The organism is Sphingomonas sp. BK345, from assembly GCF_014193845.1.
Lineage (GTDB): Bacteria > Pseudomonadota > Alphaproteobacteria > Sphingomonadales > Sphingomonadaceae > Sphingomonas.
Window position 1 is genome coordinate 21,402 of record NZ_JACHZX010000012.1, and the last position, 15,149, is coordinate 36,550.

Here is a 15,149-nt window from a genome sequence, read left to right on the forward strand (position 1 = left end):
GACATAAAGCACCCCCGCCTACCGGCGCAGCGCGGCGAGGATCGGATCACCCGCCGGGGTTCGTTCCACACGCGGGACATAGACCTGCGGCTGGAAGCGCTCGCGCGGTAGGCCCGCCACGGTGAACAGCTGTTCGGTGCCGATGTCGATTCGCGCGGCGGAGGCTTGGATGGTCTCGTTGCTCAGCGCGCCGAGCAGATGCGCCATGTCGGTGCCCATGGTGGTGGCGCCGATCGCGTCGAAGCCGATCATCAGCCCCTCCCCCATGCTGCCCGTCCAATGACCGCCCGCGACATAGACCTTGCCGCTGTATCGCCGCCCGAACGGTGCGACATATTCCATGAATGTCCGCGTCGGCCCGAGCACCCGCGCCTCATAGGGCACGACATGCTTCTGATACGGCAGCTCATGATCCACGAAATGGCCCATGATGCCGCGTGCCACGCTGGTGTTGCCGCCGCTGGGCGTATCGCGCAGGTCGATCAACAGCGCGGACGTGTCGCTCAGCGTGTCGAGCGCGCGGCCGAATTGATCGATCAGCGCCTGGTCGCCCAGCGAATTGTTGATGCGGATGATGCCGAGGCTGCCCCGCCGCGCCACCTTGAGCAAGGGTCCACCGGCGATGCGGTCGGCGAGGTCGTTGGTGGCAGCCAGCTCGAAGCGCCGCCGGCGACCGCCATCCGTCACCTCCACCATGCGTCGCCGCCCGCGGTGCCCCGCCAGCGCGACGTTGAACGCGAACGCGATCTGTGGTGCGCTGAGATCGGTAAAGGCGCGCCCGGTGACCTCTTCGATCGCGCGACGTGGTGACTGGCCGTCGATCCGGACGACCGCCATGTCCGGACGCAGGCCTTTGGCCGCGGCGTCGCCTCCCGCGCGCACGTCCTCGATCATGAAGCGAGCCCCGTCGACGACGCCGAACAGGTCGGAGGCGGTGGGTACCACCGACCAATCGTCCGCGTCGAGCGGGCCTACGACGAAATGCGGATCCGCGAAATTGCGCGCGACGAGCTGGAGGACGTCGATGAAATCCTTGTCGGTCTTCGCCGCTCTGGCGCGCTCGGCGAAGGCCGTCAGGATCGCGTCGCCGTCGATCCCGGGACGATCCCGATAACCGTAATTCTCCCGCAGTAGCCTATCGAATGCGGTCCAGGCACCGGCCGCGTCGAAGCGCACCGGCGCCGACGACGGCTGCTGTGCGCTGATCGGACTGGGCTGACTCAGGAGCAGGGCTGCCGCGCAGGCGGTCAGTGGCGCGTATCTCATCGCCTTATCCTTCGTTCCCGCTCGGCCCGGCGCAAGCATCATCGTGGCGCGCCCTCCCGTGCTTCGCCGCGCGGCAGCGCAGCCGCACGCGTGACAGCACCGGTCAGATCACCGTCGCCAGTCGCAGCGGACCGGCGCCCCCGGCGGCGGGATCGGATAAGGACTCACGCCCGTCCTCGACATGGCCCGCCATGCGCCACACCTGCCCGTCCGTCGTGAACTGACGATCGTACCAGCCATGGCTGGTCGCGAGGTCGAGCGCGATGCGGCGCGTCTCCCCCGGCGCGAGAACGAACGACTCCGGCGAGCTGCCGTATGCGCAGTCGACCATTGCGATCCGCTGCGGCGCGGTCGACAGATTGTCCAGGATCAGCGCCGGCGCGGCACCACCATCCGAGAGATGTGAAGAGAACCGGTCGCCCTTCCCGGTGAGGCGTCGGTGGAAGCCGTCCGGCCCGAGCACGAACAGGTCCGCCGCGCCCGCCGGCAGCGCGTGCGCGAGCACATTCCCCGCGGCGACGGTGTAGCGCGCGGGCACCGCGTCGAGCCGGCTCACGTCGTAGACGTGGAATACCGCGGCGCGCTCGGTCGAGCGGTTGACGAGCAGCAGCGCGGGCGTGTCGCCGGCGCGCAACCGCGCGTCGAGCGCATAAGGCGTCGCGCGCCGTCGCCGCACGCCGCGCTCCTGCAGCGGCGCCGCCGCGACGGCGGGCAGCGGCGGCGCGACCCCCTTGAGTTGTGCCGCGCGCTCGCACAGTGCCGCGGTGGCGGGCAACGCGCCCATGAAACGGATCGTGTCGGGCGCGGCAAAGTCGAAGCAGGAGGTGAGATCACCGCACACCGCGCGGCGCCACGCGCTGATATTGGGCTCGCGCACGCCGAAGCGCGCCTCCAGAAAACGCAGGATGCTGGTGTGGTCGAACACCTCGGAGGCGACATAGCCGCCGCGGCTCCACGGCGAGACGACATACATGGGCACGCGCATGCCGAGGCCGTAGGGGCGGTCGCGGTAGGCAGCGTCCTCGGGCGCGCGGCAGTGGACGTGATATTCGTCGTCGGCGGGCACGTCGCTGGCGCCGACCGCGCGGCCGTCGACCCGCGCGGGCGGCGCCGGCGGGGGAACATGGTCGAACAGGCCGTCATTCTCGTCGAAGTTGATCAGCAGCGCGGTGCGCGCCCACACGTCGGGGTTGGCGGTGAGCGCGTCGAGCACGCGCGCGGTGTAGTCGCCGCCCTGCAGCGGGGTGGACACGCTGGGGTGCTCCGACGCCGCCTCGGGCGCGATGATCCACGATATCGCGGGCAGGCGCCCGTCGCGCACGTCCTGGCGCAGGTCGTCGAGCGTGCGGGTCGTCGTGGTGCGGCGGGCGAGCAGCGCCGCGGCCTCGTCGGCGGCGGTCTGCGCGCGGCGGTAAGCGTGGAAGCCGACGAGCGGGTTGTCGGTGAAATTGTCCGCCATGTCCTGGTAGATCTGAAAGCTCACTCCCGCCGCCATCAGCCGCTCGGGATAGGTGGTCCAGCGATAGCCGCCATGCTTGAGCGGATCGGCCTCGAGGCTGTCATAGCCGTTGTCGATCGCGGGGCCGCCGGCGCGCGCGAGCGGATCGTGCGTCCCCGACCAGATGTACAGCCGGTTGGGGTTGGTGCTCAGGTGCATCGCGCTGTGATAGGCGTCACACAGCGTGAAGGCCTCGGCGAGCGCATATTGGAACGGCAGGTCCGCGCGCGTGAAATGCGCCAGCGCGTGGTTGTGCTTGGCCGCGGTCCAGGCGCCCATCCGCCCGTTGTCCCACGCCGCCTGGCTGTCGGTGAAGCCGTGCGGCGTGCCGAGCGGGCGGTAGAGGCGGAAGTCGGTCGCGGTGTCGAGCCGGAACGGTGCGAGCAGCGCGGGCGACGCGCCGGGATGCTCGTTGGGCTGGAGCAGCACGGTGCGGTTCGGCGCACCGGGTAGCGGCGGCGCCGGCGCGGCGAATCGGTCGCCGAACCCGCGCACGCCGCGCATCGCGCCGAAATAATGGTCGAAGGCGCGATTCTCCTGGGTGAGGACCACGACATGATCGACGTCGCGCAGCGTGCCGGTGCGGTGTCGTCCGGGCAGTTCGAGCGCGCGCGCGATCGAGGGAGTCAGCGCCGCCGCGGCGCCGGCGGAGGCCATCATGCCGCGGATGAAGCTGCGGCGGTCCTGCATCGGCGGCATGGCGTGCTCCTCTCTGCCGCCTCGTCCACACGAAAGGGGCGAAGCGCACATCATCACCCTCCCTTGAAGGGGAGGAGCTTACTCGCCGCCGCCTACCCGCGCCATACGGCACGACGATGACATCGCGGCTCAGCCCGCCGCGACACCCCCGCCGAGCGCGCGGATCAGGTCGGTCGCGGTCTGGAGCTGCTGGCTGCGCACCGTCAGCAGCGCGCGCTCGGCGTCGAGCGCCGCGGTCTGCGCGGTGACCACCTCGAGATAGTCCGCCGCGCCGTCGCGGTAGCGGATCAGCGCCAGCTCGCGCGTGTGCTCCGCCGCCTCGGCCGCGGCGCGCTGATCGCGCTCCTGCGCGGCGAGCAGCCGCTGACTGGCGAGCGCGTCCTCCACCTCGCGGAAGGCGGTGAGCACGGTCTGGCGGTACGACGCCGCCGCCTCGTCATACTCGCCGCGCGCGCGCTGCACGCCGGCGCGGCGACGCCCGCCGTCGAAGATCGCCAGCGCCGCGGAGAGCGGGCCCAGCGCCCAGAAACCGTTGGACGCGCTCAGCAGCGAGCCGCGCGCCGCCTCGAACCCACCTGCGGCGCCGAGCGTGACGCTGGGGAACAGCGCCGAGCGCGCTACGCCGATCCGCGCGTTGGCGGCGGCGACGCGCCGCTCCGCCGCGGCGATGTCGGGGCGGCGCTCGAGCAAGGTCGAGGGCAGGCCGGCGGGGATCGGGGGCGGTGCGAGCTGGCGATCCTCGACCGCGAGCGTGAAGCCGGCGGGCGCCTCGCCGAGCAGCACCGCGATGGCATGCTCGTCGCGCTGCCGCGCCACCCCGACCGCGGACAGCTCGGCGCGCGCGCTGGAGAGCAGGTTCTGCGCGCGGCTGACGTCGATACCCGAGGCGATGCCGCCGCTGTGGCGCGTGTCGGTGAGCTGGTAGGCGCGCGCGTTCGCCTCGACCGTCTGGCGCAGCAGCACGATGCGTGCGTCGAGCCCGCGCATGTCGAAATAGATGCTGGCGAGCTGCGCCTGAAGCCCGAGCGTCACCGCTGCGACGTCGGCTTCGCTCGCGGCGACGTCGGCGCGGCTGGCGCGCACCGAGTTGCGCACGCGACCGAACAGGTCGAGCTCATAGGCGAGCGAGGCGCCGACCGTGCCAACGGTGTAGGGCGCGGCGCTGCCGAGCGCGAGCGGCCGGCCCGCGGAGACGCGGTCGCGGCTGACGTCGGCGGAGACACCGACCTCGGGGAGGAGATCCGACCGCGCCTGGCGGGCGACCGCGCGCGCCTGGTCGTAGCGCGCGATCGCGGCGGCGAGATCCTGGTTGCCGGCGACGACCCGCTCCTCGAGCCCGGTGAGAACGGGGTCGGCGAACGCCTCCCACCACTTGCCGGCGGGAGCGACGTCGGTGCCGGCCGCCTGCCAGCCTTCCGCCTCCTTGTACGCCGCGGGCGCGGGGATCACCGGGCGGACGTAATCGGGCGCGACCGAGCAGGCCGCGGTGGCGAGCAGCGCAGCCAGTGTGGCGAGGCGGGCGGTGGTGAGGACGCGACGGAGACATACGCCACCCTCGTCATTCCGGACTTGTTCCGGGATCCACCCGTCCGCGTGGTTCACGATCGTTGTATGAGCGGCACGGTAGACCCCGGAACAAGTCCGGGGTGACGGGGAGATATGGGGCGAGGGTCCGCTATTGAACCCGGAGGACAACAGGCGCACCGCCTCATCACTCCGGATCGTCCCGTGCGCAGGAACACGGTCGCCCCTCAACGCCATCTCCCGTGCTCCTGCGAACGCAGGAGCCCAGGGCCGCGAACGCGCCGGCCACCCCCTCACCGCGCACTCGCCTTCTGCACCTGCACCGCGTCACCGTCGGCGAGCGAGTCGGGCGGGTTGTCGATCACGCGGTCGCGCGGGGTGACGCCCGAACTCACCTCCACCGTATTGCCATGGTCCTGGCCAATCCGGATCGTGCGCAGGTGCGCCTTGCCGTCCGCGCCGACCAGCGCGACCTGGGTGCCGCTCTCGCCGACGATCAGCGCGCTCGCGGGCAGCGCCACCGCGCCGCTCGCGCCCGCCACCGGGAAGCTCGCCTGCGCATAGGCGCCGGGCTTGAGCGCGCGATCGGGGTTGGGCGCCTCGACCTGCACCAGCACCGTGCCCGACGACTGCTCCACCGCACCGGCGGTACGGGTCAGCGTCGCGTCGAAGCTGCGGCCGGGATATTCGGGCAGTGTCAGCGTCACGTGCATGCCCGGGTGGATCTGCGCCGAGTAATTCTGCGGCACGCGGATATAGGCGCGCATCCGCCGCACGTCGGAGACGGTGAACAACGGCGTCGACGCCGCCGTGCCCGCGGTAACCAGCGCGCCGATGTCGGTCGAGCGGCTGGTGACGATGCCGGCGAACGGCGCGATCAGCCGGGTGAAGCCCTGCGTGTAGGTCAGCCGGGAGACGTTGGCGCGCGCCGCGTTGGTCACCGCGGTCTTGGCGGCGAGGTCGCCGACCTTCTCGTCGGTCTCCTGCTTCGACACCGCGTCCTTGGCGAGCATGTTGCGCCAGCGCGTCGCGGTCGAGGCGGCGAGCTGCTGGTTGGCGCGCGCGGTCTCCAGGTCGGCGCGCGCGGCGACGAGCTGCTGGTCGATCTCGGGGGCGTCGAGCACCGCCAGCGTCTGGCCGGCGCGGACGGGGTCGCCGATGTCGACGTACCATTTGCGCACGTAACCGCTGGTGCGCGCGAAGATCGGGGCGCTGTTGATCGCCTGGAGGTTAGCGGGGAGCGTCAGCGCGCCCGTCGCCGCGGCCGGCTTGGCCTGGATCACCGCGACGGTCGGGGTCGACTGCGCCGCGGTCCAATCGGCCAGCTTGCTGTCGGTGCGCGAGCGCGCCGCGATCCCCGCGCCGACGACGCCGACCGCGATCACCGCCGCAGCGATCCCGGCGGTGCGCAGCGAGCGCGACGGCGGTGCAGAGGGCGCGGCGGCCGGCGCCGCGGGGGACGTCTCGGACGACGCCTCAGACATGGGCTTGCTCCAGATGATGGGCCTCGCGCGTCGGCGCGGCCGCGGTGCGGCGGCGGTGGACGAGGCTGAAGATGACGGGGACGAACATCAGCGTGGCGAAGGTGGCGACCAGAAGCCCGCCGATCACCGCGCGGCCGAGCGGCGCGTTCTGCTCGCCGCCCTCGCCCAGCCCCAGCGCCATCGGCAGCATGCCGATGATCATCGCCAGCGCGGTCATCAGCACCGGGCGGAAGCGCGTCATCCCCGCCTCCAGCGCGGCGGCGGTGGCGTCGCCCAGCTCGGCGAGCCGCTCGCGCGCGAAGCTCACCACCAGGATCGCGTTGGCGGTGGCCACGCCCATGCACATGATCGCGCCGGTGAGCGCGGGCACCGACAAGGTCGTGCCGGTGGTGAACAGCATCCAGATGATCCCCGCCAGCGCGCCGGGCAGCGCGGTGATGATCACGAACGGGTCGAGCCAGCTCTGGAAGTTCACGACGATCAACAGGTAGATCAGCACGATCGCGCCGAGCAGCCCGTAGCCCAGCCCCGAGAAGGCGCTGTTCATCGTGGCGTACTGCCCGCGCAGCGTGACGGTCGCGCCCTTGGGCGCCTCGGCCTTGAGGTCGTCGAGCACCGTGCGGATGTCGCCCGCCACCGCGCCGAGGTCGCGCCCCGCCGGGGTGGCGAAGACGTCGACCACCGGCGCGATATTGTAGTGCGACACCACCGCGGGCGCGTTGCTCCGCACGATCGTGCCGAGCCCGCCCAGCACCTGCGAGCGCCCGCTGGCGCCGGTCACCGGGATGCTCGACAGGTCGCTCATCGAGCCGACCCGGTACTCGGGCGCCTGCGCCACGACCGGATAGGACACGCCGTTGTCGGGGTTGAGGAAGAACACCGGCGCGGTCTGCTGCGTGCCCGCCAGCGAGCTCGCCAGGCTGGTCGTCACGTCACGCTCGGTCAGCCCGTACTGGCCGATCCGGCTGCGATCGACCGCGACGTTGAGCTGCGGGTAGCGCGCCGACTGCTGGATGCGCGCGTCGGCCAGTCCAGGGATCTTGGCGATGCGGCGCATGATCTTCTGCGCGTAGGCGGCGTTGGCGGCGGCATCCTTGCCCGCGATCTGGATGTCGATCGGCGCAGGCGCGCCGAAGTTGAGGATCTGGCTGGTGATGTCCGCCGGCAGGAAGGAGAAGGTGGCGCCGGGGAAGTCGCGCGGCAGCTGCTCGCGCAGGCGGCGGACATAATCGTCGGTCGGCGCGTGATCGTGCGACAGCTGGATCAGCACGTCGCCGTCCTGCGGGCCGACCGTCCCCGAATTGTTGTAGGTCGTGTTGATCGAGCTGACCGGCAGGCCGATGTTGTCGACCACCGAGACCAGCTCGTTCGCCGGGATGATCTGCCGGATGCGGCGCTGGATGCGGTCGAACTCCGCCGACGTCTCCTCGATGCGGCTGCCGACCGGCGCGCGCACGTGCATCGCGATCTGCCCGGCGTCGACCGAGGGGAAGAAGTTCTGCCCGAGAAACGGCACCAGCCCGAACGACAGCAGCACCACCGCGAGGAAGCCGATCACGAACCCCTTGGGCGCGGCGAGCACGCGCTCGAGCATCCCGCCGTAGCCCGTGCGGATCCGCTCGAACCGCGCCTCGAAGCCGCGCTGGAAGCGCACCAGCGGGTTGCGCGACGCGGGCGCGCCAGCGCTGTGCTGGTCGTGGTCGTCGCCCGCGCCATGTGGGCGCAGCAGGTACATCGCCATCGTCGGCACGAGCGTGCGCGACAGGATGAACGAGGCGATCATCGCGAACACCACCGCCAGCGCCAGCGGCACGAACAGGAAGCCCGCCACGCCCGGCAGGAAGAACATCGGCACGAACACGATGCAGATGCACAGTAGCGAGACGAAGGCGGGTGTGACGATCTGCGCCGCGCCGTCGAGGATGGCGCGGTGGACCGGCTTGCCCTGTTCGAGGTGCCAGTTGATGTTCTCGATCGTCACCGTCGCGTCGTCGACGAGGATGCCGACCGCGAGACTGAGGCCGCCGAGCGTCATCGTGTTGAGCGTGTTGCCCGTCACCGCCAGGCCGATGATGGCGGACAGGATCGCCAGCGGGATCGAGATCGCGATGATCACGGTCGAGCGCCACGAGCCGAGGAACAGCAGGATCATCAGGCTGGTCAGCGCCGCGGCGATCGCGCCCTCCTTGACCACGCCCTCCACCGCGGCGCGGACGAACAGCGACTGGTCGCCGATCGGCACGATCTTGAGCGTGCTCGGCAGCGTCTCCTGGATCTTGGGCAGCGCGTCCTTGATCCCCTGCACGATCGCCAGCGTCGAGGTGGCGCCGTTCTTGAGCACGGTCATGATCACCGAGCGCGCGCCGTCGACATGGACGACATTGGTCTGCGGCGCCGAGCCGTCGCGCACGTGCGCCACGTCGCGCATGTAGATCGTGGCGCCGTTCACTACCTTGACCGGGATGCTGTTGAGTTCCTCGACCGAGCCGGGCGCGTTGTTGAGGCGGACGCTGTACTGGAAGCCGCCGATCTTGGCGAAGCCTGCCGGGTTGATCTGGTTCTGCGCCGCAATCGCGTTGCCGACGTCCTGCGCCGACAGTCCCTTGGACTGGAGCGCGTCGGGGTCGAGGTCGATCTGGATCTGGCGCTGGCGCCCGCCCGAGGGATAGGGGATCGCCGCGCCCGGCACGGTCACCAGCCCGGGGCGCACCTGGTTGCTGGCGAGATCGAACATCTGCCCCTCGGACAGGCCCTTGCCCGACAGCGCGAGCTGGACGATCGGCACCGTCGAGGCGCTGTAGTTGAGCACCAGCGGCGGGGTGATGCCCGGTGGCAGCTGCTTGAGCACGGTCTGCGACACCGAGGTGACCTGCGCGGTGGCGGTGCGGATGTCGGCGCCGGGCTGGAAGTAGATCTTCACCACGCCGATGCCGGGCAGCGACTGGCTCTCGATATGGTCGATGTCGTTGACCGTGGTGGTCAGCACGCGCTCGAACGGGGTGATGATCCGCCCCGACATCTCGTCCGGCGACAGGCCGGCATATTGCCAAGCGGTGGCGATCACCGGCACCTTGATGTCGGGGAAGATGTCGACCGGGGTGCGGACCGCCGCCAGCACGCCGACGATGGCGATGAGGATCGCCATGACGATGAAAGTCAGCGGGCGCGCCAGCGCGATGCGTACGATGCCGATCATGGGCACAGCTTCCCGTGGTTGACGCCCGCCCCCGTGAGCGGCGTCGCGCGCCAGCCTGGCGTGCGCGGCGTCGGACGACCAGGATAGGACGGCGGCGCAATGACATGCCGCGGTGCAGCGGATGAGCGCTGGTTAACGCTTTGTCTAATATTGTTTCCGCGCCGATTGATACGTACAGCCTATCGATCATGGAGCTGCGGCATCTGCGTTATTTCGTCCAGGTCGCCGAGGACCTGCATTTCGCGCGCGCGGCGGCGCGGCTCGGCATCTCTCAGCCCCCGCTCAGCCAGCAGATCCGTCAGCTGGAGGAGGAGCTCGGCGTGCGCCTGCTCGACCGCACCAGCCGCCGGGTCACGCTCACCTACGCCGGAACCATGTTCCTCGAGGCGGCGCGGCGCACGTTGGCCGAGGCGGAGAAGGCCGCGACGGTGGCGCGCCGCGCGGCCAGCGGTGAGTTGGGCGAGCTGCGCGTCGGCTTCAACGCCTCGGCGCCCTTCATCGCGCAGGTCGCCGCCGCGATCCACGCCTTTCGCCTGCGCTACCCCGACGTGCAGCTCGCGCTGTCGGAGATCGCCGGGCCGGCGCAGGTGGCGGCGATCCTCGCCGACGCGCTCGACGTTGGCTTTCTCCGAAGCGCCGCCCCGCCGGCGCTGCCCTCCGAGCTGACCGCGACGCGCATTCTGCGCGAACGTCTGGTGGTGGCGACCCGGCCCGACCACCCGCTCGCCGGTCGGGCCGGGCTGCGGCTGGCCGAGGCGGCGGCGCACCCCCTCGTGGTCTATGCCAGCGATCGCAGCGGCGGCTTCACCGAGGAATTGTTCGCCCTGATGCGCGCGACCGGCGCCGAGCCGCGCGTCGCCCAGACGGTGCGCGAGGTGTCGACGCTGCTCGGGCTGGTCGCCGCCGGGGTCGGCATCACCGTGGTGGCGGAGTCGCTGTGCGCGCTGCAGTCCGCCGGGCTGGTCTATACCGCGCTCGCGGACGACAGCGCCGCCAGCGCGATGTGGCTCGTCCACGCCACCGCCAGCCCGCCCGTCGCCGCCAATTTCGTCGCGATCGTGACCGCGGGAGCGGGCTGAGCGCCTTCTCGGGCCTTGCGCCTCGCTGCCTCCGAGCCGTCCCAGGCTCCCGCGCGTGCGAGCACGCTTCGTTTGGAGCGAGGTGGGTACGGCCTCAGTACATATGCTGGCCGCCGTTGATGCTCAGCGTCGAGCCGGTGACGAAGCCGGCCTCCTCCGAGCACAGGAAGGCGACGCCGCGCGCGATCTCCTGCGCCTGACCGAGCCGGCCCACCGGGATCTTGGCGACGATCTTCTCCAGCACTTCGCCCGGCACCGCGGCGACCATGTCGGTATCGATATAGCCCGGCGCGATCGCGTTGACGGTGACGCCGGCGCGCGCGCCCTCCTGCGACAGCGCCTTGGTAAAGCCGTGGATGCCGCTCTTCGCCGCGGCGTAGTTCACCTGGCCGTACTGCCCGGCCTGGCCGTTGATCGAGCCGATGTTGACGATCCGCCCCCACTTACGCTCGCGCATGCCGGGGAACACCGCCTTGGCCATGTTGAAACAGCCGCCCAGGTTGGTGTCCATGACCTCCTTCCACATCTGGTAGGTCATCTTCAGGATCGTGCCGTCGCGCGTGATCCCGGCGTTGTTGACCAGCACGTCGACGGGGCCGAGCTCGGCCGCGACCGTGGCGCAGCCATCCTGGCAGGCGTCATAGTCGGCGACGTCCCACTTGTACGCGGCGATGCCGGTGCGCGCGGTGAAGTCGCGCGCGCGCTCGTCGTTGCCGGCGTAATTCGCGGCGACGGTCATGCCGAGGTCGCGTAGCGCCACGCTGATCGCCTCGCCGATGCCCCGCGTCCCGCCGGTGACGATCGCGACCCTTGCCATGCCTGCCTCTCCCTTAACCTTGGTGAGAGGCTAGCCGCGCGCCACCCAGCCTTCAAGCTCGCGCGACAGGATGGTGCGCAGCATGTCGACGCCCTGGGCTGAGTCGTTGAGGCAGGGCAGATAGGCGAAATGCGTGCCGCCGGCGCCGAGGAAGCTCTCGCGCCCGCGGATCGCCAGCTCCTCCAGCGTCTCCAGGCAGTCGGCGGAGAAGCCCGGCGCCACCACCGCGACCTTGCGGACCCCCTGCGCCGGCATCGCCTCCAGCGTCGTGTCGGTGGCCGGGCCGAGCCACTTGGCGCTGCCGAAGCGCGACTGGAACGCCACCGTCAGCGGCCGGCCAGCGAGCCGCTCGCGCAGCGCCTCGCCGAGCAGCCGCGCGGTCTTCTGGCAGTGGCAGTGATAAGGGTCGCCGCGCTCCAGCGTCCGCTGCGGCATGCCGTGGAAGCTGGCGATCAGCGCGTCGGGTGCGAAGTCGAGCGCGTCCAGCTGCTCGCCGACGCGCGCCGCCAGCGCCGCGATATAGGCGGGATCGTCGTGATAGGGCGGCAAGGTGCGGATCGCAGGCTGCCAGCGCCACTGCGCCAGCGCGGCGAAAGCCTTGTCGTTCGCGGTCGCGGTCGTCGCGGCGCAATATTGCGGGTAGAGCGGCGCGAGCAGGATGCGCTCACACCCCGCCGCCTTCATCGCTGCCAGCCGGTCGGCGATCGCCGGGTTGCCGTAACGCATCGCCCAGTCGACCAGCACGCCGTCGCCGAACGCGTCCTTCAGCGCCGCGGCCTGCGCGCGCGTCACTGCGGCGAGCGGCGAGCCCGCCTCGCTCCACACCTGCCGATAGGCGTGCGCCGACTTCTTCGGCCGCGTCGTCAGCACGATGCCGCGCAGGATCGGCTGCCACGCGATCCGGGGCAGCTCGACCACGCGCCGGTCCGACAGGAACTCGGCGAGGTAGCGACGCACCGCGCGCGTGTCGGCGGAATCGGGCGTACCGAGGTTGATCAGCAGCACGCCGACGCGCGGCGCCGGGATCGTCGGATGGTCAGCGGGCAGCATCTACGAACTCCTGAGCGGCAGCACGCGCCGCCGCGTGCCGGCGGCAGCGAACAGCGCATTGGCGACGGCGGGGGCGACCGCGGGCACGCCGAGATCGCTGATCCCACCGCAATCCGCGCCGCTGGCGATCAGTTCCACGCTGATCTCGGGTGCGGTGGCGAGCGTCGGCAGGTCGAGCGCGCCGAGGTGGCGGACCGTGGCGAGGTCGTCCTTGTATCCTGCCGCCGTACCGGTCGCCGCGGCGACGCCGAACACCAGCCCGCCCTCGATCTGCTGGCGCACCACGTCGGGGTTGATCGCGCGCCCAGCATCCACTGCGGCGACCAGCCGGCTGACGCGCGCCGCGCCGCCCTCCCCCACCTCGGCCTCGGCGAGCACCGCGATCGCGCTGCCCGCCATGCGGTGGCAGGCGATCCCCTGCCCGCTGCCCGGCACCCCGCCCGACCAGCCGCCGAGCTCGGCCGCGGTGGTGAGGCAGCGCGCCAGCCGCGCGTCACCGCCGAGCAGCCCGACGCGATAGGACATCGGCTCGCTCCCCGCGGCGCGCGCCAGCTCGTCGACGAAGCATTCGGTGAAGAAGGCGGTGTAGCCGTCGGCGCCGCCGCGCAGGTGGCCGGTCGCCAGGTCGAGCGCGACCGGGTGATGGTCGACCGCGAGCGCCGGCAGTCGGTAAGGCGGCACCGCGCCCGCGGTGGCGTAGCGGTCGGTACCCGCGGGCAGTGCGGCGGCGAGCCGGCGCAGCGGGTCGCCCGCGAGCAGCCGCTCTCCCAGCGCGCGCCCGGTCGGCGGCGCGGCGATCGCGGCGTGCCACGCCAGGATCGTGCCGCGCGGGCCGAGCCGCGCGCGCATCCGCGCCTTGGCGGGCGCGCGGACACGGTCCTGCAGCAGCGCCTCGCCGCGCGACCAGCAGAGCTGCACCGGCCGCCGCAGCGCGCGCGCGAGCACCGCCGCCTGCGCCGCGACGTCATGCTCCAGCGCGGCGCCGAACGAGCCGCCGACCTGCATCGCGTGCACGATCACGTCGCGCTCGGACAGCTGGACCGCGGCGGCCGCGGCGGCGCGCGCGAGCGTCGGCGCCTGGGTGGCGAGCCACAGCTCGAGCCGCCCGTCGCGCCAGTGCGCCGTGGCGGCGGGAGTCTCCAGCGCGGCGTGGAGCGCGGGGCGGACGCTATACTCGGCCGCGATCACCCCCGCGCCGCGCAGCGCCGCGGCGGCGTCGCCGATGCGGGCGACCGGCTCACCGGCGCGATTGAGCGCGGCGTCGAGCGCGCGTTCGATCGCCGCGTCGTCGACCATCGCGCCACCGCGCGTGAAGCGCGGCGCCAGCGCGGCGACACCCTGGTTGGCCGACCACCAATTGTTCGCCACCGCGGCGACCCAGTGATCGGTTGTCACTACCGAGAGCAGGCCGCGCACGCGCTCGGCCGCTGCTTTGTCGCACGAGAGCAGCCGCGCGCCGGGCTGCGGCCCCTGGCGGATGCTGGCAAAGACCATGTCGGGCAGGCGCACGTCGGCGACGAAATTCGACGAACCGTCGACCTTGGCGGGCGAGTCGAGCCGCGGCAGCGACTCGCCGCTCAGCCGTCCCTCGTCGCCGAGCCGCAGCGGCAGCTCGTCGGGGACTCGCCCGCCCGCCGCCGCCTCGGCCAGCTCGGCGAAGCGGAGGCGCCGGTCGCCGAGCGTGACGAATCCGGCGCGCGTGTCGCACTGCTGCCAGTCGGCGTCCCAGCGCTCGGCCGCAGCCTGGCACAGCAGCAGGCGCGCCGCCGCCCCGGCCTCGCGCAGCGGCTGCTCGAAGCGGCGCACCGAGCTGGAGCCGGCGGTGACCAGCAGCGAGTCGCGCGTCCAGAGCTCGTCGCGCACCCGCTCGGGCACGTGCGTCGCGGCATCGGTGAACAGCTTGGCGGCGCCGAGCGGGTTGGCATAGGGCGGCGCGAGCGGCGCGGCCTCGACGCCGATGGTGCGCCAGTCGGCGCCGAGCTCGTCGGCGACGATCTGGGCGAGCGTGGTGTAGACGCCCTGGCCGTGCTCGCATTGCGGGACCGCGACGATCACCTGACCGTCGCGCGCGATCTTGAGGAAGGCGCCGAACGCGGCCTCGCCTGGCGCGGTCGGCAGCGCGGCGCCATAATGGCGCGGCCACACCGCCCAGGCGACCACCAGCCCGACGCCGGCTCCCCCGGAGATAAGCAGCTTGCGTCGGGTCAGCGCGGCCATGCGGCGGGGGTAGCCGGGCGGCGCACGAGGGGGAAGCGCGAAAGCTCGTTCAGGGTGATCGGGTGAGGGGCGGACACGCCGCACTCCCTCCGGGCTTACGCGGAAGCGCGAAGGGGCGGAGGCGCAGAGAGATCGCTCGCCCCGCGCGCGGTCCCGTGAGTTGGCGCGGCGCCCTCACCTCCTGGCGTCATCCTGAGCTCGTCTCAGGATCCACTGTACCGCAGGCGCCACGGCCATCGGGTACGCGGCACGGTGGATCCTGAGACAAGCTCAGGATGACGCTAGTGGCGGATGGTGGTGCCAGCCGACACGCACGGCA

General features: G+C 71.8%; 9 protein-coding genes. 1 reads left to right on the plus strand and 8 read right to left on the minus strand.

What is annotated here, in order from left to right; all coding sequences use genetic code 11:
* Positions 1-18 precede the first annotated feature (18 nt).
* The 5 genes from FHY03_RS20265 to FHY03_RS20285 all read right to left on the minus strand — a co-directional run bounded on the left by FHY03_RS20265 (position 19) and on the right by FHY03_RS20285 (position 9,667).
* Positions 19-1,266: a S41 family peptidase gene (locus FHY03_RS20265; RefSeq protein WP_183932239.1), complete on the minus strand. Its 1,248-nt coding sequence runs from the start codon at positions 1,264-1,266 to the stop codon at positions 19-21.
* Positions 1,267-1,369: 103 nt separating this feature from the next.
* Positions 1,370-3,463, minus strand: a complete 2,094-nt coding sequence (locus tag FHY03_RS20270; RefSeq protein ID WP_260159514.1) for a phosphocholine-specific phospholipase C — start codon at positions 3,461-3,463, stop codon at positions 1,370-1,372.
* Between the two features lie 129 nt (positions 3,464-3,592).
* Entirely contained in the window at positions 3,593-4,969 is a 1,377-nt protein-coding gene (locus tag FHY03_RS20275) for an efflux transporter outer membrane subunit (protein WP_260159517.1), read from the minus strand.
* A 311-nt stretch (positions 4,970-5,280) separates the two neighbouring features.
* On the minus strand, positions 5,281-6,471 hold the full coding sequence (locus tag FHY03_RS20280; protein ID WP_183932241.1) for an efflux RND transporter periplasmic adaptor subunit: 1,191 nt from the start codon (positions 6,469-6,471) through the stop codon (positions 5,281-5,283).
* The gene (locus FHY03_RS20285; protein ID WP_183926414.1) at positions 6,464-9,667 is read right to left on the minus strand and encodes an efflux RND transporter permease subunit; all 3,204 of its coding nucleotides are present in this window, start codon (positions 9,665-9,667) and stop codon (positions 6,464-6,466) included. Before FHY03_RS20285 ends, FHY03_RS20280 begins: the two co-directional genes overlap by 8 nt.
* A gap of 188 nt (positions 9,668-9,855) precedes the next feature.
* Here FHY03_RS20285 and FHY03_RS20290 point away from each other — a divergent pair, with 188 nt between their 5' ends.
* Positions 9,856-10,746 (plus strand): LysR substrate-binding domain-containing protein, encoded by an 891-nt coding sequence (locus FHY03_RS20290; RefSeq protein WP_183932242.1) that lies wholly within the window; start codon positions 9,856-9,858, stop codon positions 10,744-10,746.
* Positions 10,747-10,840: 94 nt separating this feature from the next.
* On the opposite strand, the gene phbB is transcribed toward FHY03_RS20290, so the two are convergent.
* From phbB to FHY03_RS20305, 3 genes are read right to left on the minus strand one after another with little or no spacing between them, the layout of a single operon-like run.
* Complete coding sequence (phbB, locus tag FHY03_RS20295) at positions 10,841-11,563, minus strand: acetoacetyl-CoA reductase (protein WP_183926419.1); 723 nt, start codon at positions 11,561-11,563, stop codon at positions 10,841-10,843.
* A 30-nt stretch (positions 11,564-11,593) separates the two neighbouring features.
* Positions 11,594-12,613 (minus strand): ferrochelatase, encoded by a 1,020-nt coding sequence (hemH, locus tag FHY03_RS20300; protein WP_183932243.1) that lies wholly within the window; start codon positions 12,611-12,613, stop codon positions 11,594-11,596.
* The gene (locus FHY03_RS20305) at positions 12,614-14,830 is read right to left on the minus strand and encodes a molybdopterin cofactor-binding domain-containing protein (RefSeq protein ID WP_183932244.1); all 2,217 of its coding nucleotides are present in this window, start codon (positions 14,828-14,830) and stop codon (positions 12,614-12,616) included.
* Between the last annotated feature and the right edge of the window lie 319 nt (positions 14,831-15,149).